The organism is Nocardia sp. NPDC051981 (assembly GCF_040680715.1).
GTDB lineage: Bacteria > Actinomycetota > Actinomycetes > Mycobacteriales > Mycobacteriaceae > Nocardia.
Genome location: NZ_JBFAXK010000005.1, coordinates 217,081 through 241,353, shown reverse-complemented (window position 1 = coordinate 241,353; position 24,273 = coordinate 217,081). Strand labels below are relative to the sequence as shown.

The 24,273-nt window shown below is 68.4% G+C and carries 23 protein-coding genes; 12 read left to right on the top strand and 11 right to left on the bottom strand.

Annotation, left to right across the window (positions count from 1 at the left end; all coding sequences use genetic code 11):
* Positions 1-6 precede the first annotated feature (6 nt).
* The 6 genes from AB0L60_RS12540 to AB0L60_RS12515 form a co-directional block, all read right to left on the bottom strand.
* Positions 7-945 carry a TauD/TfdA family dioxygenase gene (locus AB0L60_RS12540; protein WP_364611609.1) on the bottom strand — a complete coding sequence of 313 codons (939 nt, stop codon included), beginning with the start codon at positions 943-945 and terminating at the stop codon, positions 7-9.
* An 18-nt stretch (positions 946-963) separates the two neighbouring features.
* Complete coding sequence (locus tag AB0L60_RS12535; protein WP_364611606.1) at positions 964-2,310, bottom strand: LLM class flavin-dependent oxidoreductase; 1,347 nt, start codon at positions 2,308-2,310, stop codon at positions 964-966.
* 24 nt (positions 2,311-2,334) lie between these two features.
* On the bottom strand, positions 2,335-3,207 hold the full coding sequence (locus AB0L60_RS12530; RefSeq protein ID WP_364611603.1) for an ABC transporter permease: 873 nt from the start codon (positions 3,205-3,207) through the stop codon (positions 2,335-2,337).
* Complete coding sequence (locus AB0L60_RS12525) at positions 3,200-4,036, bottom strand: ABC transporter ATP-binding protein (protein WP_364611600.1); 837 nt, start codon at positions 4,034-4,036, stop codon at positions 3,200-3,202. The genes AB0L60_RS12530 and AB0L60_RS12525 overlap by 8 nt, the downstream gene beginning before the upstream one ends.
* Positions 4,033-5,112, bottom strand: coding sequence for an ABC transporter substrate-binding protein (locus AB0L60_RS12520; RefSeq protein ID WP_364611597.1), 1,080 nt, complete (start codon positions 5,110-5,112; stop codon positions 4,033-4,035). Before AB0L60_RS12520 ends, AB0L60_RS12525 begins: the two co-directional genes overlap by 4 nt.
* Before the next feature lie 172 nt (positions 5,113-5,284).
* Positions 5,285-6,013, bottom strand: coding sequence for a helix-turn-helix domain-containing protein (locus AB0L60_RS12515; protein WP_364611594.1), 729 nt, complete (start codon positions 6,011-6,013; stop codon positions 5,285-5,287).
* A gap of 436 nt (positions 6,014-6,449) precedes the next feature.
* Between AB0L60_RS12515 and AB0L60_RS12510 the strand changes: the two genes are divergently transcribed.
* Positions 6,450-6,785, top strand: a complete 336-nt coding sequence (locus tag AB0L60_RS12510; protein ID WP_364611591.1) for a transglycosylase family protein — start codon at positions 6,450-6,452, stop codon at positions 6,783-6,785.
* A 78-nt stretch (positions 6,786-6,863) separates the two neighbouring features.
* On the opposite strand, the gene AB0L60_RS12505 is transcribed toward AB0L60_RS12510, so the two are convergent.
* Complete coding sequence (locus AB0L60_RS12505; RefSeq protein ID WP_364611588.1) at positions 6,864-7,070, bottom strand: hypothetical protein; 207 nt, start codon at positions 7,068-7,070, stop codon at positions 6,864-6,866.
* A 13-nt stretch (positions 7,071-7,083) separates the two neighbouring features.
* Between AB0L60_RS12505 and AB0L60_RS12500 the strand changes: the two genes are divergently transcribed.
* The 4 genes from AB0L60_RS12500 (at position 7,084) to AB0L60_RS12485 (ending at position 12,793) form a co-directional block, all read left to right on the top strand.
* Entirely contained in the window at positions 7,084-7,689 is a 606-nt protein-coding gene (locus tag AB0L60_RS12500; protein ID WP_364611585.1) for a lipase family protein, read from the top strand.
* A 220-nt stretch (positions 7,690-7,909) separates the two neighbouring features.
* Entirely contained in the window at positions 7,910-9,202 is a 1,293-nt protein-coding gene (locus tag AB0L60_RS12495; protein ID WP_364611582.1) for an ABC transporter substrate-binding protein, read from the top strand.
* Between the two features lie 16 nt (positions 9,203-9,218).
* Positions 9,219-11,060: a hypothetical protein gene (locus AB0L60_RS12490; RefSeq protein ID WP_364611579.1), complete on the top strand. Its 1,842-nt coding sequence runs from the start codon at positions 9,219-9,221 to the stop codon at positions 11,058-11,060.
* Complete coding sequence (locus AB0L60_RS12485; protein WP_364611576.1) at positions 11,057-12,793, top strand: hypothetical protein; 1,737 nt, start codon at positions 11,057-11,059, stop codon at positions 12,791-12,793. Before AB0L60_RS12490 ends, AB0L60_RS12485 begins: the two co-directional genes overlap by 4 nt.
* On the opposite strand, the gene AB0L60_RS12480 is transcribed toward AB0L60_RS12485, so the two are convergent.
* Entirely contained in the window at positions 12,772-13,485 is a 714-nt protein-coding gene (locus tag AB0L60_RS12480; protein ID WP_364611573.1) for a TVP38/TMEM64 family protein, read from the bottom strand. The two genes, AB0L60_RS12485 and AB0L60_RS12480, sit on opposite strands and share 22 nt — an antisense overlap.
* A gap of 168 nt (positions 13,486-13,653) precedes the next feature.
* On the opposite strand from AB0L60_RS12480, the gene AB0L60_RS12475 reads away from it, so the two are divergent.
* The 4 genes from AB0L60_RS12475 to AB0L60_RS12460 all read left to right on the top strand — a co-directional run bounded on the left by AB0L60_RS12475 (position 13,654) and on the right by AB0L60_RS12460 (position 19,368).
* A complete protein-coding gene (locus tag AB0L60_RS12475; RefSeq protein WP_364611570.1) occupies positions 13,654-15,471 on the top strand; it encodes a methylmalonyl-CoA mutase family protein in 1,818 nt (605 codons plus the stop codon).
* A 2-nt stretch (positions 15,472-15,473) separates the two neighbouring features.
* Entirely contained in the window at positions 15,474-17,732 is a 2,259-nt protein-coding gene (scpA, locus tag AB0L60_RS12470) for a methylmalonyl-CoA mutase (RefSeq protein WP_364611567.1), read from the top strand.
* A gap of 125 nt (positions 17,733-17,857) precedes the next feature.
* Entirely contained in the window at positions 17,858-18,856 is a 999-nt protein-coding gene (gene meaB, locus AB0L60_RS12465; RefSeq protein ID WP_364612020.1) for a methylmalonyl Co-A mutase-associated GTPase MeaB, read from the top strand.
* Between the two features lie 5 nt (positions 18,857-18,861).
* Positions 18,862-19,368, top strand: a complete 507-nt coding sequence (locus AB0L60_RS12460) for an N-acetyltransferase (RefSeq protein WP_364611563.1) — start codon at positions 18,862-18,864, stop codon at positions 19,366-19,368.
* 60 nt (positions 19,369-19,428) lie between these two features.
* Here the strand turns inward: AB0L60_RS12460 and AB0L60_RS12455 are convergent, their stop codons facing one another.
* Positions 19,429-20,406, bottom strand: coding sequence for an alpha/beta hydrolase family protein (locus tag AB0L60_RS12455; protein WP_364611560.1), 978 nt, complete (start codon positions 20,404-20,406; stop codon positions 19,429-19,431).
* Positions 20,407-20,599: 193 nt separating this feature from the next.
* Entirely contained in the window at positions 20,600-21,784 is a 1,185-nt protein-coding gene (locus tag AB0L60_RS12450) for an acyl-CoA dehydrogenase family protein (RefSeq protein WP_364611556.1), read from the bottom strand.
* 201 nt (positions 21,785-21,985) lie between these two features.
* Here AB0L60_RS12450 and AB0L60_RS12445 point away from each other — a divergent pair, with 201 nt between their 5' ends.
* Genes AB0L60_RS12445 through AB0L60_RS12435 form a run of 3 tightly spaced genes read left to right on the top strand, consistent with a single transcriptional unit; the run spans position 21,986 to position 23,867 of the window.
* Complete coding sequence (locus AB0L60_RS12445) at positions 21,986-22,438, top strand: MarR family transcriptional regulator (protein WP_364611553.1); 453 nt, start codon at positions 21,986-21,988, stop codon at positions 22,436-22,438.
* On the top strand, positions 22,438-22,860 hold the full coding sequence (locus AB0L60_RS12440) for an organic hydroperoxide resistance protein (protein WP_364611550.1): 423 nt from the start codon (positions 22,438-22,440) through the stop codon (positions 22,858-22,860). The genes AB0L60_RS12445 and AB0L60_RS12440 overlap by 1 nt, the downstream gene beginning before the upstream one ends.
* Positions 22,861-22,871: 11 nt before the next feature.
* Positions 22,872-23,867 carry a zinc-binding dehydrogenase gene (locus AB0L60_RS12435; RefSeq protein WP_364611547.1) on the top strand — a complete coding sequence of 332 codons (996 nt, stop codon included), beginning with the start codon at positions 22,872-22,874 and terminating at the stop codon, positions 23,865-23,867.
* Here the strand turns inward: AB0L60_RS12435 and AB0L60_RS12430 are convergent.
* Positions 23,853-24,215 (bottom strand): DUF1304 domain-containing protein, encoded by a 363-nt coding sequence (locus AB0L60_RS12430; protein ID WP_364611544.1) that lies wholly within the window; start codon positions 24,213-24,215, stop codon positions 23,853-23,855. The two genes, AB0L60_RS12435 and AB0L60_RS12430, sit on opposite strands and share 15 nt — an antisense overlap.
* Positions 24,216-24,273 lie beyond the last annotated feature (58 nt).

Genomic DNA, 24,273 nt, shown 5'->3' with positions numbered 1-24,273 from the left:
GCGGGATCAGTTCTGCGAGCCGCCGAAGTGCTCACCGGCGATGGAACGCGAGGGCTCGCCGTCGACGCCGACCGGCACGTCGCCCTCCAGGGTCGTGCGGTAGAGCACGCGGGTCACGTCCAGGTGGGTGAGGTCGCCGGGTGCGAGGTGCGCGGTGGCCCGGTTGTCCCAGAACGCGACACTGCCCTTCTCCCAACGGAATCGGACCGTGTACGCCGGATCGGCGAGTTCGGCGTAGAGCAGTTCCAGCAGCGCGTCGCTCTGGCGTGGGCTGAGGCCGACGATGCGCGTGGTGAAGCCCGGGTTGACGAACAGCACGCGTTCGCCGGTCACCGGATGCACCCGCACCACCGGGTGCTCGGTGATCAGCGGCGCGGCAGCGACCCGCTTGGCGTAGTCGCTCTCCGCGTCCCAGGCGGGCAGCTTGCCGCCGAATCGGTGTTCGGCGCGCAGTCCGTCGAGGAAGGACCTAAGCGAATCCGGCAGGCCCGCGTAGGCGGCGGCGAGGTTGGTCCACTGGGTGTCGCCGCCGCGCTCGGGCGCGATCTCGGCCCGCAGCAGCGAGGCCGCCGGCGGGTTGATGAGCGGCGAGACGTCGGTGTGCCAGTGGTTGGTGTAGCTGAATTTCTTCTTCCCGAACCGCTTTTCGTACAGGCGGCTGTCGACGGCGAGGATCTCCGGGTACTCGGTGGGCGCGTCATCGTCGTACGGGTGCGAGGGCGTGACCGCGCCGAATCGCCGGGAGAAGGCGATCTGTTCGGCGTGCCCGATGTGCTGATCCCGGAAGAACAGCACCTTGTATTCGTGCAGCGCGGCGGTGAGTACCGCGATCTGCTCATCGGTGAAGTCGTCGCGCAGGTCGATGCCGCTGATCTCGGCGCCGATATGCCCGGCGACGGGTCCGATGCGGAAGGTGCTGACCGGGTTCTCGGTTGCGGTGGTCATGTGCGTTCCTTTCAGATCTCAGGCGGTCGCCTGGGTACGGGCGGGGGCGAACTGGCTTTCCACGGGCGCGAGTCCGTAGTGACCGCGCAGGGTCGGGGCGGTGTAGTCGGTGCGGAACAGGCCGCGCTCCTGCAGGATCGGGACCACGCGGTCGACGAAGTCCTCGAGCCCGCCGGGCAGGTAGGGCGGCATGATGTTGAAGCCGTCGGCCGCGCCCTGGTCGAACCAGGACTGGAGTTCGTCGGCGATCTGTTCGGGCGTGCCGGCGAAGGTGCGGTGGCCGCGGCCGCCGCCGAGTTTGCCGATGAGCTGGCGGACGGTCAGGTCCTCCTTTTCGGCGAGCTCCTTGACGAGGGTGAATCTGCTCTTACCGCCTTGGATGTCGCTTTCCAGCGGCAAGGGCGGTAGCGGTGCGTCGAGGGCGTGCTCGGTGAGGTCGACGCCGAGCAGGGTGGAGAGTTGCCGCAGTGCGTAGTCGGGGGAGATGAGGTCGGTGAATTCCTGTTCGAGTGCGCGGGCTTCGGCCTCGGTGTCGGCGATGAAGGGGACCAGGCCGGGCAGGACCTTGAGGTCGTCGGCGGCGCGGCCGTATTTGGGCAGCCGGGACTTCAGGTCGCGGTAGAACCTCTGCCCCTCCTCGATGGTGCGTTGCGCGGTGAACACCGCTTCGGCGTGGCGGGCGGCGAATTCCTTTCCGCTCTCGGACGATCCGGCCTGCACCAGCAGCGGGCGGCCCTGGGGGCTGCGAGGCGAATTCAGCGGACCGCGGACCTGGAAGCGTTCGCCGCGGTAGTCGAGAGTGTGAACCTTGTCGGGGTCGGCGAAGATGCCGGTTTCGGGGTCGAGCACGATGGCGTCGGATTCCCAGCTGTCCCAGAGCCGTACCGCCAGGTCGACGAATTCATCGGCGCGCTCGTAGCGGCGGGCGTGCTCGGGGATGGCGTCGTAGCCGAAATTGAACGCCTCGTCCTCGCTACCCGAGGTGACGATGTTCCAGCCGGCCCGGCCGCCGCTGATGTGGTCGAGGGACGCGAATTTCCGTGCCAGGTTGAAGGGTTCGTTGTAAGTGGTGGAGGCGGTCGCGATCAACCCGACGTGCTCGGTGACGGCGGCGATGGCGGCGAGCAGGGTGATCGGCTCGAAGACCGAGAGCGCGTTGCGCTTGATCCGGGGTCCGACGGCCAGCCCGTCGGCGAAGAACACCGAGTCGAGCTTGCCGCGTTCGGCGATGCGGCCCAGTTCCTGGAAGTGCTTCACATCCAGGACCCGATGCTCCTCGGTGCGTGGATGCCGCCAGGCGGCCTCGTGGTGGCCGACGCCCATGAGGAAGGCGTTCAGGTGGAAGGTCTTGCGTGCGTTGGACATAGAAAAGGGTTCCTTCGACGGATTTCAGTGGGTGCGCCAGCGGGACAGCCGTCGCTCGATGGCCACGAGCACGCCGTTGTAGGTGAGTCCGACCAGTGCGATGGCCACGATCCCGGCGTACATGTCCGGTATCTGGAAGTTCTGTTGAGCGGCGGTGATCAGGTAGCCGAGCCCGGAGCGCGCCCCGAACATCTCGGCGGCGATGAGCACCAGGATCGATCCGGAGGCGGCCATCCGGATGCCGGTGAAGATCGACGGCACGGCGGCGGGCAGGATCACCTTCTGGAACAGGCGGAGCGGTGAGAACCCCAGCGAGACAGCCGATTTCACGAGCAGCGGATCGACCGTCCGCACCCCGCTGATGGTGTTGAGCAGAATCGGGAAGAACCCGGCGTACACCACCAGCGCGATCTTGGAGGTCTCGCCGATGCCGAGGATCAGGATGAACACCGGCAGCAGCGCCAGGGCGGCGGTGTTGCGGAACAGTTCGAGCACCGGGCTCAGGAATTCCGCCACGGGCCGGTACCAGGCAATGGCCACTCCCACCGGAATGGCCGCGACCAGGGCGATGGAGAAGCCGATGAGCGACCGGGTCACGCTGGCCGAGACGTGTTCCCACAGTTGGCCGTTGCGGATGAGTTCCAGGCCGGCCTGCACGACGGCCGAGAACGGCGGAAGGAACACCTCGTCCACCAGCCCCAGCCGTGGTGCGGCTTCCCACAGGGCGAGGAAGGCCGCGATCACGATGGCGGGCTTGCCGATTCGCCATGCGATTCTGGCGACGGCGGGCAGCACGGCCGGAGCACGCCGGGTTTCCGTGTAGGTGGCGTCGCCGGTGCCGGCCGGCTCCGGACGGAGATCGATGGATGCTTCGACGAGTTGCAGTGCGCTAGACATGGGAGCTCCTCTTGTCGGCGGTGAGCGTGGCCTGCTCGAGGTCCTGTGCCCGCGCGACCTCGTCGTGCAGCAGGGACCAGACGTGATGGCGCAGCTCGCGGAATCGTTCGCTGGAGCGGATATCCGGGTCCCCGGCACGGTCGAGGTCGATGTCCACGACCGCCTTGATCCGTCCGGGCCGCGAGGTCAGCACCGCCACGCGTTGCCCCAGGTACACCGCCTCGTCGATGCCGTGGGTGATGAACAGCACCGTCTTCCCGGTGGCCCGCCAGATCCGTAACAGCTCGTCCTGCAACGACTCCCGGGTCTGGGCGTCGAGGGCGGCGAAGGGCTCGTCCATCAGCAGCACCTCCGGGTCGAAGGCCAGGCTGCGGGCGATGGCGACCCGCTGTTTCATGCCGCCGGACAATTCGTGCGGATAGCGGTTCCCGAATCCGGCCAGGCCGACCAGTTCGAGATAGTGCTCGGCGATTTCGCGGCGTTCGCGGCGGCGAATGCCCTTGGCCTCCAGCCCGAATTCGATATTCGCCCGGGCGGTGCGCCAGGGCAGCAGCGCGTACTGCTGGAAGACGATCCCGCGGTCCAGACCGGGTCCCGCGACCGGCGCCCCGTCCAGCAAGATCTGTCCGGAGGTGGGTTTGCCGAGCCCGCCGAGCAGATCCAGCAGGGTGGACTTGCCCGAGCCGCTGGGCCCGACCAGGACCAGGAACTCACCGTCCCGCACATCGACGCTGATATCGGCGAGCGCGGTGAAACTCTGCTGCTCCCCGCGCACGGCGAATTCCTTGCTGACCCGGGTGAGCGCGAGTTTGACGGCCGCGGAACTCATTTCGCCACCGCTTCACCGCTGGGACCGCTGGTGGCCGGGTAGGTGCCGTTGGCGTAGGGATTGTCCTTGTTGGTGTAGAGGTCCTTGGCCGCGAGCTTGCCTGCCGGCAGTTCCCCATTGCGGACCAGCCAGTCGATCCAGATCTGGATTTCGCGTTCGGCGATCACGCCGCCGGGGACGGGGATACCCGAGCTCTTGTAGTACTGCAGCAGCCCGGTGTTCTCGTTGCGCCCGCGCTTGTGGATGATGTCGGCGAACCGCGCCACCACCTCGTCGCGCGGCGTGACCTGCAGCCAGCGGGTGGCCCGTGCGGTGCCCTGCACGAAATCGGCGACGGCCGCGGTATGCGACTTCAGGTAGTCGTTGCGGAAAACGTAGGTGCCGTAGTCGAACTGGCCGAACAGATCCTTGTCGGTGTAGAGCGGATGCACTCCGCCCCGCCCGACGGCGGTGTCACGGAAGACGCCGCCGAGCGCGGCCACATCGATCTGGCCATTGCGCAGCGCGTCCTCGGTATTGGCGGGCGGCAACACGACCAGCTGGACCTGCTTGATCTCCTGATCGCTGAGCCCCTGGTCGTGCAGCCACTGCCGGGTGATGAACTCGTGGTGCGCGCCCAGGGTGTTGACGCCGACCTTCTTGCCGATGAGGTCGCGCGCGGAGGTGATGCCGGAATTGTCGCGGACGAAGTAGCCGGTGAAGTTGAGTTCGTCAGCCCCGTAGGAGCTGAGGACAGCGGTGACGGGAGCGCCGCCCGCGACCAGCTTGATGACCGCGCCATTGAAGGCGCTGCCGAATTCGACCTGTTTGGTGGCGGCGGCCTGGATATTGGCCGGGCCGCTGGTGGTGTCGCCCTCCCAGTGGAGGTCGATCTTGCTGAAGTAGCCGAGGTCGGCGGCCAGTTCGAAGGCGGAGACCTGACCGGTCGAGCCCTGATAGCGGAGGACGGTCCTACCGTCGGCGGTCGTGCCCGCGTCGGTTTTCGCGCAGCCGGTGAGCAGGACGAGAGCACTGGAGACGGCGAACGCGGCGGCGAGGGCGCGGCGCACCCGGGTCCGGCGGGGAGGGAATGCCATGGGGGAGTCTTTCGGTGAATACGACTGTCGCTCGGTGGGATTCGAGGGCTGGGCGACAACAGAGCGTCATGGGGATTCCTTTGCAGGACAGGGGAACTGGCGATGATTCGGCGGTGGTCACATGCTGCGATCGGCGCTGCGGTGCGGCAACCGGCTTTTCACCATGTGGAAATCAGCGTGAGCGAAACTCGGCGGCGGGCACCGCGCCGTCGGTGGTCTGGAACAGCGGTGCGATCCGGCCCGCGGCGATCCGCATGGCGGGCACGACGGCCCGGTTGTCCAGGCGGGCCGAGCGGGCCTGCACGGCCAGCGCCCCGTGCACCTGCCGGCCGGGCCCGACGATGGGCACCGCCAGGGCGCGGATGGGGTCGTCGGTCTCGATCAGCTCGGAGGCGAAGCCGGTGCGGCGGACCCGGTCCAGGTCGGCGTCGGCGGCGGCGCGGGCGGGGGAGTAGGCCAGCAGGGCGTGGCCCGCCGCGCTGGCGTGCAGGGATTGCCGGGACCGCGGCACCTGATGGTGGCAGAAGTGGATCGGCGGGCGGGCCTGGAAGACGGTGAGCGCGTCGCTGTCGTCCATCACGCACACGCTGACCGTGATCCGGATGCCCGCGGCGAGCGCGTACAGGTGGGGCGCGGCGGACTCCAGACCCAGCCGGGCGAGCGCGGGCCGGGCCAGGGTCGCCAGCCCGTGCCCGACGCGGTAGCGATCACCGGCCGGGCCCTGCTCGAGCAGGCCGCCACGCACCAGCGCCTGGGCGAGACGGTGTGCGGTGCTGACGGGCAGCCGGGCCCGGTGGGCGAGTTCGCTCAGCGACAGCTCCGGATCGTCGCCGTGGAAGCAATTCAGCACCTGGATCGCGCGGTCGACAGCGCGTGCTCCGGAACGGGGTTCATCGGCCATGGAGGCACTATGGTCACGGCTCTGAACTGGGGCAATGGTTGTGCGCACCACGATCCGAGCCGGTCGGAGGGCGATTTTGGGTGAGGATCGTTTTGTTTCGGGTTTGTATTGCGCGATCGGGATCACTATTTTCTCGTGACCTGCGTCACAAAATTGTTTACGAATTCCGGAAATGTCATTCGGTGAAATTCCGATGCGAACTGCGAAAACGGATTGAGTATCCTCGATGCCCATCTGTCAACTGACCGTGATCGTCACGTGATCTAACGTGATTGATCCGTTACCGTCGTTCGTGGCTCGGATTCAACCGGGCCCCGCTCGAATCGACGAACACCGGCAACTCCGTCCCGCGATTCGAGAGCAACCGAGAAACCCCTGGGGACGGGGACCCGCAGCCGAGAGCGCGGGCCGGCGGGCGCAGGCGAGGAAATACCTTATGCATCGCAACCGGAAGCTCACCACCCGCACATTCGCCGCCGCTGCGGCCATCGGTGCGCTCGTGTCCATCCCGTTCGCGCTGTCCACCGCGACCGCCTCGGCCGCCGGGCACAACTGGGACGCTGTCGCACAGTGCGAGAGCAGCGGCAACTGGGGCGCCAACACCGGCAACGGGTTCTACGGCGGTCTGCAGTTCACCCAGAGTACCTGGAACGCCTACGGTGGTGGCGGCAGTGCCGCCAACGCCAGCCGCGAGGAGCAGATCCGCGTCGCGGAGAACGTGCTCGCCGGTCAGGGTCCGGGCGCCTGGCCCGTGTGCGGCGCCTACCTGTAATTCAGGTTTCGCGTCGATTCGAAACGTCCGATGGCCCGTTCCGCAAATTCGCGGCACGGGCCATCGTCGTATTCATGATCAAACGTGGGCGGCGTAGATCGCCTTCGCCAATTCGGCTTCGAGGGCCTGGAATTCGGCTGTCGCGGTGACGGTGATGTCCCGAACGTCCGCCTCGTCATCGCCCGGTAATACGGCTTCCCGGTCCACGATGATCCGTCCCGGACGAGCATGCATGACCAGGACCCCGATGGAGAGGAATACCGCCTCCTCCACCGAATGGGTCACGAACGCAATCGTTTTGCCCGATCGGCGCGCCGCGTCTTCCGATCCACACCTCGGCAATTCGGACCGAACTCGACATTGCCGCGGACGGCCAGCCGACGGCTGCGGTCGCTTCGCGCTCAACGGTTTCGTCGCGCGCTACCCCGAGCTGCAGCCGATTCTGGACGAACGCACCACCCCGGAGGGCAAGGTGCTGCTGAGCGACCTGGGCAACGAGTGCATCGGTGACGTGATCCTGAAGCATCCGTTCCTGCGCGGCACCGAGTTCGCCGTCGATCATCGGCCGATGATCGATCACCTCCAGGAGGTCCCCGAGGCCGAGGGCACCCTGCGGCGGCAGCACATCGGAAACCTCACTCCGGCAAGCCCGGTCCTGATCACCAGTGGTCGCAATGACGAGACCGTCCCCTACGGTCAGGCCCGGCAACTCGCCACCGAGTGGTGCGGCAGGGGCGCCACCGTCAGCTTCCGGACCGACGAGCTGCCCCCGATCCTGCCCGGGGCCACCCTCCCGAACCATTTCGGCCCCGAGTTGATCGACGGCTTCGGCACCGGCAATGCGATCGGCTACTTGGTCGATCGCCTCAACGACGTGCCGATCCCGGGCTGCGCCCTCGACTGACTCGGGCCATGAAAACCCCTGCGCTGCTGTCTATTTCGTCCTGACGGCAGTGGCGTGGGCAGGTGCGGGGTGCGGGTGGCTCGTGAAGAGCGATCGTGCCGGACCATTCACAGGAGTAACGTGTCCCGCACCGAGGCCGGAACCGGGGCACAGTCGCATCGGTTGGGGGGACGGAATGGCGACCCGCAGAACCATTTTGCGTGCAGGCGCACTGCTTCCGATGGCTGCGGCGTGCACCCCCTTCGTGTCCGGCCCGAATTCCGACACGGTGAAACTCGCGGTGCCCTGGGGTGGCGCGGAGTTGCGGGCATTCGAGCAGGTGCTCACCGATCTGCGGGATTCCCACCCGTTTTCGCACAGCACGCAGGTATTCACCCTGGGTGACGATGTGGGGACGGTGTTCTCGGCCGGCCGGTACACGCCGGACATCGTGGTGTTGCCGCAACTCGGGCAGATAACCCGGTTGGCGCAGGACGGACGGCTGCGCGCGCTCGACGAATCATTGTGGGGCGATGAACGGAAGGCGCCGCGTTATGCCCACGGCTGGTGGGAACTGGTGCATGTCGAGACGGTGTCCGGCAATCGGCTCTACGGACTGCCGTTCAAGGCCTCCTGCAAATCGCTGGTGTGGTTCGACCTGGCGAAGTTTCGGCGGCTCGGCCTGCCGCCACCGGGCAGCTGGGCGCCGTGGCAGTGGCCCGTCCTGCTGGATCGCCTGGCGCGCAGTGGAATCCACCCGTTGGCGCTGGGCGCGGCCGACGGCTGGATGCTCGCCGACTTCTTCGCGAATGTGCTGCTCGCCCAGTCACCCGACGCCTACGAGAGCGTGGTGAGCCCGAACGACTGGCGTCCCGGGCAGCGGCATGCCGAGATCACCCGGGCACTCGAGACCCTCGCGGGAATCTGGGGATTTCCGAATGCCTTTCCCGGCAGTATCGGCCGCGCGCTCACCCAGCAATTTCCCGATGCCGTGCGCGAGGTGTTCGCCAAGGGCGACGCAGCCATGGTGGTGGCGCCCGATTTCGCCGAGCCGATAGTCAGGAGTTGCTTCGGCGGCGATGACGTGGCGATGAAACAGGCCGTCGGGGTGTCGCTGTTTCCGAGTGTCCTCCCCGGATTCCGCGACGGCCCGGTGATCGGCGGCGGCGACATCATGGTCCTGACCCGATCGGCCAAAGACGAGGCGGCCGAACTGATCCGCCTGCTGTCGCTGCCCGATGCCCCGGACAGCTGGATCGGAAAGGAAGGCGGATTCATCGCACCCGACCTGCGCACCCGCCCGGCCTATTCGGCCATGCTCGAACCGCTCGGTCCGCGCGTCCGCTCCTGGAGCGAATTCGACCTGGCCGACCGCATTGGTTCGCGGGGCGGCGACAATCCGCTGTGGGGGATCATCACGCAATTCCTGATGGATCTCGATGGCACTCCGGCGGATTCGTCGCAGCGCGCCGCCGCGGCTGTCCGCACCGCCGTGGACGCCGTCTACGAGCTGGTACGCACTCGGCAGGGGTGAGATACGCGTGTATTCGATGCATTCCAACGGCCTCGAACTGACACTCGCCACCCGCAGGTTGTCGGGGCCGCTGGTGCCGGGCCGCCATCCCCACGTCGAGGTCGTGGTCAACTACCTGGTCCGGGCACCGGCCGTCGTGCTGATGGGGCTGCTGCTGGTGGCTCCGGCGCTGTACACCGTCGGGCTCGGCGCGCGCACCCATCCGGGGCTCGCCCTCGGCTGCGGGCTGCAACTGTTCGGTGGCGGCACGCTGCTCGTTGTCGACCGGCGGCGGCTGCGCACCGGAATGGCCGCCCTGCCGAACCTGTTCGCGTTCACCGTGTGGGCGTTCGCGGCCGCGCTCGGGCTCGGTTGCCTGGCGGCCGGATCGCTGGTGGTGTGGCGGGAGCTGCCCCGTGCGAGCCGCAGCGCGTACCTGCACACCGCGGGCTGGGTGGCGCTGGCCATCGTCCTGGTCGGTGCGGCCCTGGTGCTGGCCTGGCCCAGCCGGCGCCTGCCGTGGCTGTGGTGGCCGTTCATCGTGCCGTTCGGCGTCTCGGCCTTCACCTCGGGGATCGCTTTCCGGCTGCTTCTCGAAACCGCCACGCGCGGGCGATATTTCAGCGGTGTCGCAGCGGAACGCTATGCGTTCGAAGCGGTTCTGGTGGCGGCCTTCGTCTGGACCTGGCTCGGGCTGCTGGTCGGCCTGTTCCGCGCCGCCATCCTCGCGATCGAGGACGATCCGGTGCGCGCCCCGGAATTGGCCGGCGGTCCGCGCTGGCTCATGCCGATCCGGTTGTGGACGCAGGTGCGGCCCGTCGCCTCCGTGGCCTTCCTGGTGGTGGCGGTCGCCGCGGCCCGGGTATTCGACGCGGTGCTCGGCGCCGTGCCCCGGTCGCTGCAACACGATGTCGGCACCGCGACCGTGGAATGGTGGCGTCTCAACAGTGCGTGCGAGGCGAATTCGTGCGGCGAAGCGGCCGCGTACGCCCTGCCATTGACGGCCGCTCTCGTGCTGGCCGCGCTGTTCGCGCAGGATCGGATCAATGTGCGCCGCCCGAGCGGTCCGCGTCCGCTGCGCCCGCGCCCCTCCGCGTGGCGCGAGCACCTGCCCCTGTGGCGGGCCATCCCGCGCCGGCTTCTGGTGGGAGTCGCCGTGCTGGTGGTGCTGTCGCCGATCGCGGAGCTGGTGTACGTCGCGCTGCACGGGACCATCGGGCCGAAAGTCGTTGGCGTACCAGCTGTCACGATCGATCCGGCCCTGCGCGACGCACTGCGCACCACCCTGACCGTCGCGGTCCCCGCGACCGTGATGGTCGTGGCCTTCGCACTGCCGGTCGCCCACTGGCTGGCAGCCGCGCGTGTCCGAATCGCGGTGCCCTGCCTGGTGATTCTGACCGTGCTGCCCGCCCAGATGTATCTGGGCGCACTGCAGCGGGTGATCGGGTCCTCCGGCTGGTTCGGCACCCTGGTCCCCTTGATCTTCACCCATGCCGCCGCCGGACTGCCGATCTCGATTCTCGTCCTGCGCGGAGCCCTCCTCGCACCGGCCTACACCCCGGCCGCCGACGCCCTGTACGGACTGGCATCGTTGCGCACCATCGTCGCCCGGCTGCGTGCCGTGGTGCCGGCCGTCGTCGCGGTGGCGGTGCTGGAGTTCATCCAGGTGTGGAACGACTTCTTCATCGGACTGCTGGTCAACGGCACCGGCGGTAGCCCATGGTCGCTGCTGCTGTGGGGCTACACCCGCCAATTCGACGAGAGCTCCGCCCAACTCGCGACCGGGGCGCTGGTCTCGGCGGTCGTCCCGCTGGTGTTGCTGCTGGTGTGCTGGCGACGTTGGCTGGTACCGGGCCTGGCCGGGGGAGCGCGGATATGAGCGAAACCGAATCCGCGCCCGGCGGACCCGAGTCCACCGAGCTGGCCCGCGAGAGCCGCAGCCTGATGGCCACGCCGAAATCCGCGGTGTGGCAGTGGCTGCTGGGCGCCCCGGCACTGGTGGGCATCGGTATCGCCACCCTGATCGCCAATGTGATGACCGACGCGTTCAAGGCGAACCCCGCCGTGCGGTGGACCGAATCCGCTGTCGGGTGGGTCGTTCTCGCCTACTTCCTGACCGAATCCGCCCGGCGCGGTTATCGATTGGTGCAGGATCGCACCGGGCTCGCGGGTCCGCGACCCGTGGAGTTGCCCGAGCCCGGAGCGCCCTGGGGGCCGGAGCCCGAGCCCGAGACCAACCCGGAGTTGACGGGCAATTGGGCGGCGGCCGTGCTCCGCGAGCTGCCCATTCGAACCTATGAGACCGGGGTCCTCCTCGAAGTGCTCGGGGCGAGCGCCGCCGCCCGGCTCCCCGCCACCACGGCGGAGGCCGAAACGCCCTCCGCGCCACGACTATTGGCGAGCCTGACCACAGCGGGCGCGGTGGAGCCGATGCTGCCGGGCCGCTGCCGGCTGGTCGAGGCGCCGCCTGCCGGCGAGGATCCCGCCATCACCGAGAAGCCCGAGTGGCGGGCCGCGCTGGCGGTGCTGCTCCGCAGGCACGCCGAGGAAGCCACGCTGTGGGCGCGGGCGCTCGATCTTCCGGCACACGCCGCGGTCGCGCGCCGCTGGTTCGAGAACGAGGAGCCCCGGCTCTGTCTCCTCCTGCGCAACTGTGCGCGACGGGCCGAACCGGAAGCGGGACAGGCGAACAACACCCTGCTGAACCGGGTCCGCGCGGTGGTGCCGGATCTGGCCGCGATCGCCGACGCCCTGGACATCTGGTTCGCGCGCAGCGGCCGCGCGGAGGACAGCCCGGGGACGGGCGGCGCCCCGCACGATCCCGGCCCGGCCGCAGCGATGGTGACGATCACGTCCGCGACCCGATACGGCCCGCTGCATGCCCTGGCCGATATCCGCGCGACGGTGCCGGAGCGGCGACCGGCGCGCTACAGCCCGTGGACGGTGTCCCGCGGCCTGCGCGCCCGTGCCCTGCACCGACAGGCCCTGGGGGCCATGGACACCACGGACGCGAATCTGAGCAAGGCGGTCAACCTCCTGGAACAGGCGTGGTGGCTGCTACCGCGCGAAGATGTCGCCGGTGAGGTGTGCGCCCTGGTGAACATGGCGATCGCGCACCTCGTGCAGGGGCGGCACACCGCCGCACGCGACCGCCTGGAACTGGCCGAATCCATGGCCGCGGGCGGGCGCGACCCCGGCGGGCTGGCCCACGTGCGCGAGATCGCGGGTGTTCTCGACTGGTCGGTGGGCGACCCGCGGCACGCGCTGGTGCGATGGCAGACCGCCCTGAGCGAATGGCGCGCTCTCGCCGACGATCTCGGCACCGGCCGGTGCCTGCAACATCTGGGGTCGGCCGCGGCCATCGAGCCGACGCTCGCCGCGTTTCTGCTCGACTCCGATGGTGCAACACCGGCCGAGGTGGTCCGTCAGGCCAGCGGCTGGCTGCTCCGGGCACACGAACTCGACAGCACACTGAATTACGCCGAGGCACACCAGGATGACCTGCTCGCGCAACTGAACGAGCTGATCGAACCCGCACCGCCCCTGGATTCGCTCCCCGGCTTCGACCAGTGGCCGCTGCCGCCGCCCGATCAGGCGACCGGCTCCGGCTGAGCCTCCGGTTCCGCCACGGCCATTCTCGCGTCCACGACCAGCCCGATCACCCCGACCGCCAAACAGGCTCCCGTGACGATCAATTGGGCGGGGGAGGTGCGATTGGTGAGAGCGTCGCCCAGCAGCACCGTGCCCACGGTGCCCGGGATGATCCCGAGGAAGGTGGCGATCAGATACGGGGTGAACCGGATCGAAGACAATGCGGCGCAATAGTTCACGATCGAGAACGGCGCGAACGCGATCAGCCGCAGCGATCCGATCGCCAGCCATCCCCGCCGCGCCAACCGGGTGTCGACCGCCTGCACGGTCGGATGGGTGAGCCGCGCGCGTACCCACTCGTGATCGAGGGCGCGCACCAGCCACAGTGCCAGTACCGCACTGAGCGTCGTGGCAGCGAGGGCCAGCGTGAGTCCCTCCACCGAGCCGAACAGCATGCCCGCGCTGAGGGTGAAGATGGTGCGCGGGAAGGGCGCGACACAGACCAGCGTGTGCACCGCGAAGAACACCAGCGGCAGCAGCGGCCCGACCGAGCCGGCCCACTGCCGGATCTGCTGGGGTGCCGGGTGCGGTGCGAAGGCGGCCAGCGCGAAAAGTAGCCCGCAGCCGATCAGCAAGGCCAGATTTCGCGGTTGACGCAGACGGCTGAACAGCCCGGATACCCGCTCGAGCGGCACACGCACGGTTGTTGGCACCGCGCCAGGTTACCCGCTGGTAGTGAGACTCCGGAGACCGTTATCTCGAGGCTGCCGCTAGCATCAGGGGAAAGACGATGAATGCTCGTTAACCAAAGTGGCCGTTGAGCTGGGTGAATGCCGGTGCAACGGCCATCCGGTCAGGGAGTGGAAGAAGGAACAGCAGCTATGCCGATTGCTTCCGACTCGGACACCGATCCGGTGCCCGAGTATGCCGCCTGGCGCAAGGGTGTCGCCGGGGTGCTGGCGAAGGCCCGCAGGGTGGATGCGAGCGACTTGCCGGATGAGCCGGAGAAGCTGCTCGCGGTCACGACCTATGACGGCCTGACCGTCAACCCGCTCTACACGCGCCGCGACGAACTGCCCGAGCAGCCGCTGCCCGGGCAGTTCCCCTACGTGCGCGGGGGCGACGCCACCCGCGACGTGCACCGTGGCTGGTTCGTCAGCCAGCGTTTCGGCGGTCCCGATGCCGAGGCCGTCAACGCGGACATCCTCTTCGCGCTCGACAACGGCGTGAGCGCGGTGTGGCTGGGCGTCGCCGAGCGCGGCGTGCCGGTCGACGGGCTGGCCACCGCACTGCAGGGCTTCCTCTTCGAGCTGGCGCCGCTCACCCTCGACGCCGGGCCGGCCGCCAATGAGGCTGCGGCCGCGCTGTTCTCGGTACTCGACGGCTATGAGGCCCCGAACCGCAAGGACATTCGGGTCTCGCTGGGCGCGACCCCGCTGACGAGCCTGTTCGCCGGCTCCTCGGCCATCGACCTGGACGGCGCCGTCGCGCTGGCCCAGCAGGCGGTGGCCCGCACCGAGACGGTCCGCGCGATCACCGTGTGCGGCGTGGCCTTCCACAATTCCGGCGCCTCCGACGCCCAGGAGCTGGGTGCGGCGGTGGCCGCGGGTCTGGAGTACCTGCGCTCGCTCACCGACGCCGGGGCCGATATCGCGGATGCGCTGGAGCAGCTGGAGTTCCGCTTCGCGGCCACCGACGACCAGTTCGAGACCATCGCCAAATTCCGTGCCGCCCGGCGACTCTGGGCACGCGTCGCGCAGGTCTGCGGGGCTCCGGCCTTCGGTAACGCGCCGCAGCAGGCGATCACGTCCGCGGCCATGATGAGCCAGCGCGACCCGTGGGTGAACATGCTGCGCACCACCCTCGCCGCGTTCGGCGCGGGCGTCGGTGGCGCGGACATCGTCACCGTGCTGCCCTTCGACGACGCGCTGCCCGCCGGGGAGCTCGAGGTCTCCACGGCGTTCTCGGAGCGCATGGCCCGCAACACCCAGCTGCTGCTGCTCGAGGAATCCCGCCTCGGCCACGTGCAGGACCCGGGTGCGGGCTCCTGGTACGTGGAGTCGCTGACCGATGAGCTCGCCGCCAAGGCGTGGGAGTTCATGCAGGAGATCGAGGCCGCCGGCGGCTACCTGGCCGCGCTGCAGGCGGGCCTGCTCGCCGAGCGCATCGCCGAGACCAAGGCCAAGCGCGATTCCGATGTGGCGCACCGCAAGACGGCCGTCACCGGTGTCAACGAGTTCCCGAACCTGGGCGAGAAGCCGCTGTCGGAGGCCGCGCGCGCCAAGGATGGCACGGCCCGTTACGGCGCCGCCTTCGAGGCGCTGCGCAACCGCTCCGACGCCTACCTGGCCGCCAACGGCGCCCGCCCGCAGGTGCGGCTGGTTCCGCTGGGCCCGGTGTCGGAGAACAATGTTCGTGTCACCTTCACCACCAACCTGCTGGCCTCCGGCGGCATCGAAGCGGTCACCGAGACCGGCCCGTCGATCGCCGTGCTGTGTGGCTCCGACACCCGTTACGGCACCGACGCCGCCGCGGCCGTGGAGGAATTGCGGGCGGCCGGGGTGACCACCGTGCTGCTGGCCGGACCCGAGAAGGCGGTCGCCGACCTGACCGGTGCGCAGCGCCCCGACGGTTTCGTGACCGCGCGCATGGACGCGGTGGCGGCTCTGTCCGGCCTGCTGGAGAAGCTGGGAGCGTAGAGATGAGCGATATCAAGCACCGGATCGGCAACTTCGCCGAAGTACCGCTGACCGAGGGCGACACCGCCCCCGCCGAGGTCAGCAGCGAGCAGGTCGACGCCTTCGTCAAGGAGGCCGCGACCGCCAATCACTATGCGCCCGAACAGCTCACCTGGTCGACCCCCGAGGGCATCGAGGTGCCGCCGGTGTTCACCAAGGCCGACCGGGACGCCATCGTCGCGGAGGGCTACCCGCTCGACAGCGTGCCGGGTGTGGCCCCGTTCGTGCGCGGCCCGTACCCGACCATGTACGTGAACCAGCCGTGGACGATCCGCCAGTACGCGGGCTTCTCCACCGCCGCCGACTCGAACGCCTTCTACCGCCGCAACCTGCAGGCAGGTCAGAAGGGCCTGTCGGTCGCCTTCGACCTGGCCACCCACCGCGGCTACGACTCCGACCACCCGCGCGTCACCGGTGACGTCGGCATGGCCGGTGTCGCCATCGACTCCATCCTCGACATGCGGGAACTGTTCGATCACATTCCGCTGGACCAGGTTTCGGTGTCGATGACCATGAATGGCGCGGTGCTGCCGATCCTGGCGCTCTACGTCGTCGCCGCCGAGGAGCAGGGCGTCAAGCCCGAGCAGCTGGCCGGAACCATTCAGAACGACATTCTGAAAGAGTTCATGGTCCGCAACACCTACATCTACCCGCCCAAGCCCTCGATGCGGATCATCTCCGACATCTTCGCCTACACCTCAGCGAAGATGCCGAAGTTCAACTCGATCTCCATCTCCGGCTACCACATCCAGGAGGCCGGAGCCACGGCCGACCTGGAGTTGGCCTACACCCTCGCCGACGGCGTGGAGTACATCAAGGCCGGTCTGGACGCGGGCATGGAGGTCGACAAGTTCGCGCCGCGACTGTCGTTCTTCTGGGCCATCGGCATGAACTTCTTCATGGAGGTCGCGAAACTCCGCGCGGGACGGCTCCTCTGGAGCGAGCTGGTCGCCAAGTTCGAGCCCAAGAACTCGAAGTCGCTGGCGCTGCGCACCCACTCGCAGACGTCTGGCTGGTCGCTGACCGCGCAGGACGTGTTCAACAACGTCGCGCGCACCTGCGTCGAGGCCATGGCCGCCACCCAGGGCCACACCCAGTCGCTGCACACCAACGCGCTGGACGAGGCGCTGGCCCTGCCGACGGACTTCTCCGCTCGCATCGCCCGCAACACCCAGCTGCTCATCCAGCAGGAGTCCAACACCACCCGTCCGGCCGACCCGTGGGGTGGCTCGTACTACGTGGAGTGGCTGACCCACCAGCTGGCCGAGCGCGCCCGCGCCCACATCGCCGAGATCGAGGCGCACGGCGGTATGGCGCAGGCGATTTCGGAGGGCATCCCGAAGCTGCGCATCGAAGAGGCCGCGGCCCGCACCCAGGCGCGCATCGACACCGGCCAGCAGCCGGTGATCGGCGTCAACAAGTACCTGGTCGAGGAAGACACCCCGATCGAGGTGCTCAAGGTCGAGAACTCGCGCGTGCGCGCCGAGCAGAACGCCAAGCTGGAAAAGCTGCGGGCGGAACGCGATTCGGCCGAGGTCGAGAAGGCGCTGGCCGAATTGACCCGGGCGGCAGCCTCGTCCGAGGGTGGCATGGACAACAACCTGCTCGCCCTGGCCATCAACGCCGCGCGCGCCAAGGCCACCGTGGGTGAGATCTCCGACGCGCTGGAGCAGGTGTACGGTCGCCACCAGGCCGAGATCCGCACGCTCTCCGGCGTTTACCGTGAGGAGGCCGGCAAGGTGACCAACATCAGCAAGGCCATCGAACTGGTCGAGGCGTTCGCCGAGGCGGAGGGCCGTCGCCCCCGCATCCTGGTCGCCAAGATGGGTCAGGACGGCCACGACCGCGGCCAGAAGGTGATCGCCACGGCCTTCGCCGACCTCGGCATGGACGTCGACGTGGGCCCGCTGTTCCAGACCCCCGAGGAGGTGGCGCAGCAGGCGGCCGACAACGACGTGCACGTCGTCGGTGTCTCGTCGCTGGCCGCAGGCCACCTCACGCTGGTGCCCGCCCTGCGGCAGGCACTGGCCGATGTCGGACGCCCCGACATCATGGTCACCGTCGGCGGCGTCATCCCGCCCGGTGACTACGACGAGCTGTACGCCGCGGGTGCCGCCGGCATCTTCGGCCCCGGCACCATCATCGCGGACGCCGCGATCGACCTGATCAAGAAGCTGGCCGCACAGCTGGGCCACGAGATCGGCACCGGCGCAACGGAATGAGCGACGCCGCACGCGGGACCGAGGGTGGCGGAATCCACCCTCGGCTCGGCACCACCGCCGGCGTCGGCCTGCCCGGCACCGCCGGAGCAGAAACGCCCGTCCCCGGCGCCCAACCCGTCACTCCGGTGGCGCGCCGGGTGATCGACGTCGACCAACTGGCGGCACAGGTCCGGGCAGGGGAGCGGGCCGGCCTGGCCCGCGCCATCACCCTGGTCGAATCGACCCGCACCGACCACCGGGACCTGGCCCAGCAGCTGCTGCTGCGACTGACCCCCGAAGCGGGCAAGGTGGTGTCCAATCGCGTTGGCATCACCGGTGTTCCGGGCGTCGGCAAGTCGACGTTCATCGACGCGCTGGGCATGTACCTCATCGGCCAGGGCCACCGCGTGGCGGTACTGGCCGTGGACCCGTCCTCGACGCGGACCGGCGGCTCGATCCTCGGCGACAAGACCCGCATGGCGCGACTGTCGGTGGAACGGGACGCCTTCATCCGGCCGTCCCCCACGGCCGGAACCCTCGGCGGCGTGGCGAAAGCGACCCGCGAGACCATCGTGCTGCTGGAGGCAGCAGGCTACGACGTCATCCTGGTGGAGACCGTCGGTGTCGGCCAGTCCGAGGTCACCGTCGCCAATATGGTCGACGTCTTCTGCTTCCTCACCCTGGCCCGCACCGGCGACCAGTTGCAAGGAATCAAGAAGGGCGTCCTCGAACTCGCCGACCTGGTCGCCGTGAACAAGGCCGACGGCCGCCACGAGCTGGAGGCCAAGGCCGCCGCCCGGGAGCTTCAAGGAGCCATGCGGCTCATCCACCCGCGCGAATCCCTCTGGCGTCCACCGGTTCTCACCATGTCCGGCCTGAACGGCATCGGACTGGATTCGTTCTGGGACACTGTCCTCACCCACCGCCGCGTCCTCACCGAAGCAGGCGAGTTCGCCGAGAAACGCCGCCGCCAGCAGGTCGACTGGACCTGGACCATGGTCCACGACAACCTGCTCCGCCGCCTCACCGAGAACCCGAACGTCAAGGCCCTGCGCACCCAGGTGGAAAAGCAGGTCCGCGACGGATCGCTGACCCCCGCCCTCGCAGCCGAAGAAATCCTCCGGGCCTTCGACGAACGGGCCTGAGCCCCATGGACATCCGGATCCGACCAGGTACCGAATCCGACGCGGAAGCGGTCGCCACGCTGCACACCGCCAGCTGGCGCACCGCTTACGCGAGCATCATGCCCGAGACCTACCTGAACGGTGGGCTTGCCGACGACCACAAGGCGCTCTGGCACAGCCGCCTGACCGGCGACCGGTCCGAAGGCGACCTGTTCATCGTCGAATCCGGCTCGGGAGTACTCGGATTCATCTACCTGGCACCCCGCGCAGACGGCCGCATTCTCATCGACAATCTGCACGTCAGCCCTACCTTCAAACGAGCCGGCATCGGCTCCCGCCTCCTGCACCACGGATTCGAATGGGCCGCCGCCGAATACCCGGGCCGCCCCGTCTACCTCGAAGTCCTCCAGGCCAATACACCCGCCATCGCCTTCTACGAGCGCCACGGCGGCCACCCCGGCGAACCCCGGACCGCACACTTCCCCCAGGGCTTTGATCTCCAGGAACTGGAAATTACCTGGTCACGTACCTGATGCGGGAATAGTGATCAGTCGATCGATGCGGCGCAACCGGGCAGCCTCTTCTTTCTCTTCCTAGACTCCCAAAGCCCCCGCGAAAAGCGGCCAAGAGTCATGCATGTCGTCCTGCCAGTACGGCCACGCATGCGTCCCATTCCGATACACCACCTGTGCTGGAATCCCCAGCGAATCCAACGCTCCGACAAGCGAATCCGTGCAGCCTCGCACCACCGTCTCCATAGCCCCACCCACGGCCAGCCGATCGGTCAGCGTGTTGACATTCCCCCCGATGCTGGGATCGGTGAGCGAGTCATGAACTCCCAGAACGCCATTCCCCGCAGAAATGTACAGCGCCACACCGCGCAGTCGGCCCGCGTTGAGAACCGGGTCGTGGGCGCTCCAGGCCGGATTGTCGTCGCCGCCCCACATATTGGCGGCATTCGCGCCGAACAGCTCGAGCGTGGATCGCACATAGGTCCGCGCCGCCGCGTCCGCCGTGCGCGGGCAGCCGCTGAAGGAACCCACGGCCTGATACATGCCAGGTGCTTGGATGGCGAGGTCGAGTGCGGAGGTGGCCGACATCGATGCGCCCGCGACGGCATTGCGGCCCGTCATCGCGAACCGCGATTCCAGCAGCGGTGGCAATTCGTGAATAAGGAAAGTGGACCATTGGTTCCGGCCCAGTGTCGGATCATCGGCGACCCAGTCGGTGTAGAAGCTGGCACGGCCACCGATCGGGGTGATGACATTGACCGGCTTGTCGGAGAAGAACTGGGCGACATCGGTCCGATTGGTCCACGGGCCGCCGGTCTCACCGCCGTCCACCGCATTGAGCAGGTACAGGGCGGGCGCGGGGCCGTTCGGGTGTGAAACCCACACCGGGATGGTCCGGTTCATGGCCGCCGAGTAGACGGTGACCTCGTACTGGCGGCCGCCCAGCGGGCGCACGTCGACGATGGAAGCCCCGTCGCCGGGGTCGGCCGCCGCGGTAACGGGCGCAAGGGCAGCAAACGTGGCGATCAGGGCAACGAGGTAGCGCGACAGCCGATGCATGACAGCGAGTATGTCGCTTTTGAGGCTATTTTCCAGGCATAACCGTGTGTGTTGGTCGACGGAATGTCCTGCGGGGACGTGATTGCATCCTTCTCGAAACCGTTTGGTAGCAAACTTGTAGCCTCGCCCGTTGGAACGGCCTGGGGGCGTGGCCGCCCAGCGCGGAAACCGTGCCGGGCCGACACGGCGGTTGTCAGATCATGGCGCGCAGCGGACCCTCGGGCTCGATGCCCATGATGGTCAACGCCGTCGAGTGGTACAGCGATCCGGGCGTGTGGATGGCGTGCTGCAGACCCACGTGCGCGTCCCGCCAGAACCGCTGCATGACGTTCTGCCGCCGCACCGCATTGCCGCCGGACCGGGCGAAGATCTCGTCCACTGCCGACACCGCCCGCCAGGCGCAGCGAACTTGATTGCGGCGCACCAGGGAGCGATCCTCGAAGGTGATGGTCTTCCCGGCCTCGGCCTGGTCGTAGAGGCGGCTGATGCCGTCCAGCAGCTGAGTGCGCGAGGCCGCGATATCGGCCGCCGCCTCCGAGATGGCCGACAGCACGTACGGATCGTCCTTGATCTTGGTGCCCATGGCCGTGACCCGGTCGCGCTGATAGTCCAGGTGCGTCGCGAGCGCGCCCTCGGCGATGCCGATCACCGCGGAGGTGATGCCCAGCGGGAACATGGCCCAGAACGGCAGCTTGTAGACGGTCTCGGTGCGGCCCGCCCGCTCGGCCGCGATCTCGCCGGCCGCGACGGCATCGAATTCGATGGTCCGATAGGCCGGAATGAACGCGCCGTCCACGATGACGTCCTTGCTGCCGGTGCCCTGCAGCCCGATGACATCCCACGAGTCGTCGACGATCGTGTAGTCCTTGCGCGGCAGCACCACGTGCAGCACGGTCGGCGGCATGACCGGATTGCCGTCGGCGTCACCGAGCAGCGCGCCCAGGAAGATCCAGTCGCAGTGATCGGTGCCGGAGGAGAAGTTCCAGCGGCCGCGCAGGGTGTATCCGCCGTCGACCGGCGTCGCCACGCCCTGGGCGGCATACGGCGAGGCGATCCAGGTGTCCGGGTTCTCGCCCCACACCTCGTTCTGCAGTCGCCGGTCCATCAGCGCCATCTCCCACGGGTGCACGCCGCCGACGCCGCATACCCAGCCGGTGGACCCGCAGTGCTGGGCCACGGCCATGACAGCCTCGGCGAAATCCCGCGGATGCGCGGCGTACCCGCCGAAGTCGGCGGGCTGCAGCAGCCGCATCACCCCGGCCTGACGGATCAGCTTCACGCTCTCGTCGGAGAGCTTGCCCAGCCGCTCGGTCTCCTCGGCGGTCGCCGCCAACTGGCCCGACAGCTCCGCGACCCGGCTCACTACCTCGTGCGTCATCGCAACTCCCCACTGGTTCGGTGTGCCCCTATTAGAACGCGTTCTAGCGGTGGTGTCCGGGAATCCGCTTGCCCCCGAGCGAAATTCCCGATGATCGGAACCCGCCCTGCGGCGGAGTCCGGGCGATGTTATCGCCGGGTGTGACGCAGCGGACAGGCAATTAGATTGTGCACAATCTAATTGCTGGCTACCGTATTGGACATGACCGATGAGCTGGCGCTGGAAAATCAGCTGTGCTTCGCGCTCTACTCGGCGTCCCGGGCCATGACCGCCATGTACCGGCCCCAGCTGGACGCCCTGGGCATCACCTATCCCCAATACCTCGTGCTGCTCGCGCTCTGGCAGCGCGACGACCGCACCGTCGGCGATCTGTGCTCGGCCCTGGAACTGGACTCGGGCACGCTGTCGCCGCTGCTGAAGCGGCTCGAGGCGGCGGGCTTCGTGGCACGTCGCCGCTCGACCGTCGACGAGCGCCGCGTGGAGATCACGCTGACCGACCGCGGACGCGAATTGCGTTCGGCCGCATGCCGAATCCCGGCGCGATCGGCCGACATCGCCGGCCTGCCCGGCGAGGAACTGACCCAACTGCGGGAAACCCTGCACCGACTCACCGAAGCTCTCACCGCCCACACCAGATCCAAGGAGACCTCCTGATGAACGCGCTCTACACCGCCGAAGCCCTCGCCACCGGAGACGGCCGCAACGGCCAGGTCCGCACCGACGACGGCAAGATCGACGCCACGCTCTCGATTCCGAAGGAGATGGGCGGCAACGGCCTCGGCACCAACCCGGAGCAGCTCTTCGCAGCCGGCTACGCGGCCTGCTTCCACTCGGCGCTGCGCACCGTGGCGCGGTCGCTGAAGGCGAACGTGGACGACTCGGCCGTGGGCGCGAAGGTCGGCATCGGCCCCAATGACGCCGGCGGGTTCGGCCTGGCCGTTACCCTCGAGGTGTCGCTGCCGCACCTGACCCTGGACGAGGCGCAGGCGCTGGCGGACAAGGCTCACCAGGTGTGCCCGTATTCCAATGCCACTCGCGGCAATATCGAGGTCGACGTCATCGTGGTCGAAGACTGAGGAGGATGAGCATGCGTGCGGTAATCATCGAACAGTTCGGCGAGCCGGAGCAGGTCCTGACCACGGCCGAGCGGCCGGTGCCCGAGCCCGGGCCGGGTGAGGTGCGGATCGCGACCACGCTGGCCCCGATCCACAATCACGACCTGGCCATCATCCGGGGCGTCTACGGCTACCGGCCCGATCTGCCCGCCGTCCCGGGCACCGAGGCCGTCGGCCGCGTCGATGCCCTGGGCCCGGAGGTCACCGGCCTGGAAATCGGTCAGCGCGTGACGGTTTCGGGTGTGCAGGGCGCGTGGGCGGAGTACTTCGTGGCCAAGGCGGGCGGGATCGTCCCGGTGCCGGATACGGTGTCCGACGCGACCGCGAGTCAGTTGCTGGCCATGCCCCTGAGTGCGCTCATGCTGCTCGAGGATCTCGATGTCGAGCCCGGCCAGTGGATCGCGATCAATGCCGCCAATGGCGCGGTGGGACGACTGGTGAACCAGCTCGCCCGCGCCCGCGGCGTCCACGTCCTGAACCTGGTGCGCAGCGCGGCGGCCGCGAAGTCGTTGCGGGAGTTGGGCTTCGAACCGGTGCTCGAGACCGAGTCGGGGGACTGGCAGCGGCAGGTCACGGAGGTCACCGGCGGCGAACCCATCGCCCGTGCGGTGGACCAGGTCGGTGGGCCGGCCGCCAACGACCTGCTGTCGGTGCTCGGCCCGCGTGGTGAGCTCATCACCTTCGGTGCGCTGTCGGGCCAGCCGCTCGTGCTCAATCCCGGCCCGATCATCTTCAAACAGGCTGTGGTGAAGGGCTTCTGGGGTTCCAAGCGCGCCGAGGAGATCGGTGGCGACGAACGCCGCCGCCTCATCACCGAGCTGGTGACCCTGGCCGCCCGCGGTGAACTGGACCTGGCCATCGAGGCCACCTACCCGCTCGCGGAGGCCGCCGAGGCCGCGGCTGCCAGCGAACGCCCGGGCCGCAATGCCAAGATCGCGCTCAGCGCCGCGGCGCTACCCGGCCAGTAGGACCGCGATCAGCGTGATCGCGCCGGGCAGCGCCTGCCCGACGAAGATCCGGCGGCTCGCGGTGGCCCCACCATAGAGTCCGGCCACCACGACGCAGGCCGCGAAGAAGATCTTCGCGGCCTGCCCTACCGGATCGGCGGCGATCAGTCCCCAGATCAGCCCCGCCGCCAGAAAACCGTTGTAGAGCCCCTGATTCGCGGCGAACACCTTGGACTCCTCGGCGAACTCGGCCGTCACGCCGAAGCTCGCGCGCACCCGTGGCGTAGTCCACAGGAACATCTCCATGATCAGGATGTAGACGTGCAACGCGGCGAGCAATCCGACCAGGATGTCCGCGACCAATCGCATGACCGACCCGCCTTCCGTGAGATTGCAGCCGACACCGACCACCGCGTCTCATCGTGTC

Bases quoted from the DNA above. Each gene is read 5' to 3' on its own strand.
- AB0L60_RS12490 (WP_364611579.1), top strand. From the start codon at position 9,219: ATGCATTCCAACGGCCTCGAACTGACACTCGCCACCCGCAGGTTGTCG.
- AB0L60_RS12475 (WP_364611570.1), top strand. From the start codon at position 13,654: ATGCCGATTGCTTCCGACTCGGACACCGATCCGGTGCCCGAGTATGCC.
- AB0L60_RS12495 (WP_364611582.1), top strand. From the start codon at position 7,910: ATGGCTGCGGCGTGCACCCCCTTCGTGTCCGGCCCGAATTCCGACACG.
- AB0L60_RS12485 (WP_364611576.1), top strand. From the start codon at position 11,057: ATGAGCGAAACCGAATCCGCGCCCGGCGGACCCGAGTCCACCGAGCTG.
- AB0L60_RS12530 (WP_364611603.1), bottom strand. From the start codon at position 3,207: ATGTCTAGCGCACTGCAACTCGTCGAAGCATCCATCGATCTCCGTCCG.
- AB0L60_RS12525 (WP_364611600.1), bottom strand. From the start codon at position 4,036: ATGAGTTCCGCGGCCGTCAAACTCGCGCTCACCCGGGTCAGCAAGGAA.
- AB0L60_RS12535 (WP_364611606.1), bottom strand. From the start codon at position 2,310: ATGTCCAACGCACGCAAGACCTTCCACCTGAACGCCTTCCTCATGGGC.
- scpA (WP_364611567.1), top strand. From the start codon at position 15,474: ATGAGCGATATCAAGCACCGGATCGGCAACTTCGCCGAAGTACCGCTG.
- AB0L60_RS12445 (WP_364611553.1), top strand. From the start codon at position 21,986: ATGACCGATGAGCTGGCGCTGGAAAATCAGCTGTGCTTCGCGCTCTAC.
- AB0L60_RS12430 (WP_364611544.1), bottom strand. From the start codon at position 24,215: ATGCGATTGGTCGCGGACATCCTGGTCGGATTGCTCGCCGCGTTGCAC.
- AB0L60_RS12510 (WP_364611591.1), top strand. From the start codon at position 6,450: ATGCATCGCAACCGGAAGCTCACCACCCGCACATTCGCCGCCGCTGCG.
- AB0L60_RS12515 (WP_364611594.1), bottom strand. From the start codon at position 6,013: ATGGCCGATGAACCCCGTTCCGGAGCACGCGCTGTCGACCGCGCGATC.
- AB0L60_RS12440 (WP_364611550.1), top strand. From the start codon at position 22,438: ATGAACGCGCTCTACACCGCCGAAGCCCTCGCCACCGGAGACGGCCGC.
- AB0L60_RS12460 (WP_364611563.1), top strand. From the start codon at position 18,862: ATGGACATCCGGATCCGACCAGGTACCGAATCCGACGCGGAAGCGGTC.
- AB0L60_RS12435 (WP_364611547.1), top strand. From the start codon at position 22,872: ATGCGTGCGGTAATCATCGAACAGTTCGGCGAGCCGGAGCAGGTCCTG.
- AB0L60_RS12540 (WP_364611609.1), bottom strand. From the start codon at position 945: ATGACCACCGCAACCGAGAACCCGGTCAGCACCTTCCGCATCGGACCC.
- AB0L60_RS12455 (WP_364611560.1), bottom strand. From the start codon at position 20,406: ATGCATCGGCTGTCGCGCTACCTCGTTGCCCTGATCGCCACGTTTGCT.
- AB0L60_RS12450 (WP_364611556.1), bottom strand. From the start codon at position 21,784: ATGACGCACGAGGTAGTGAGCCGGGTCGCGGAGCTGTCGGGCCAGTTG.
- AB0L60_RS12520 (WP_364611597.1), bottom strand. From the start codon at position 5,112: ATGGCATTCCCTCCCCGCCGGACCCGGGTGCGCCGCGCCCTCGCCGCC.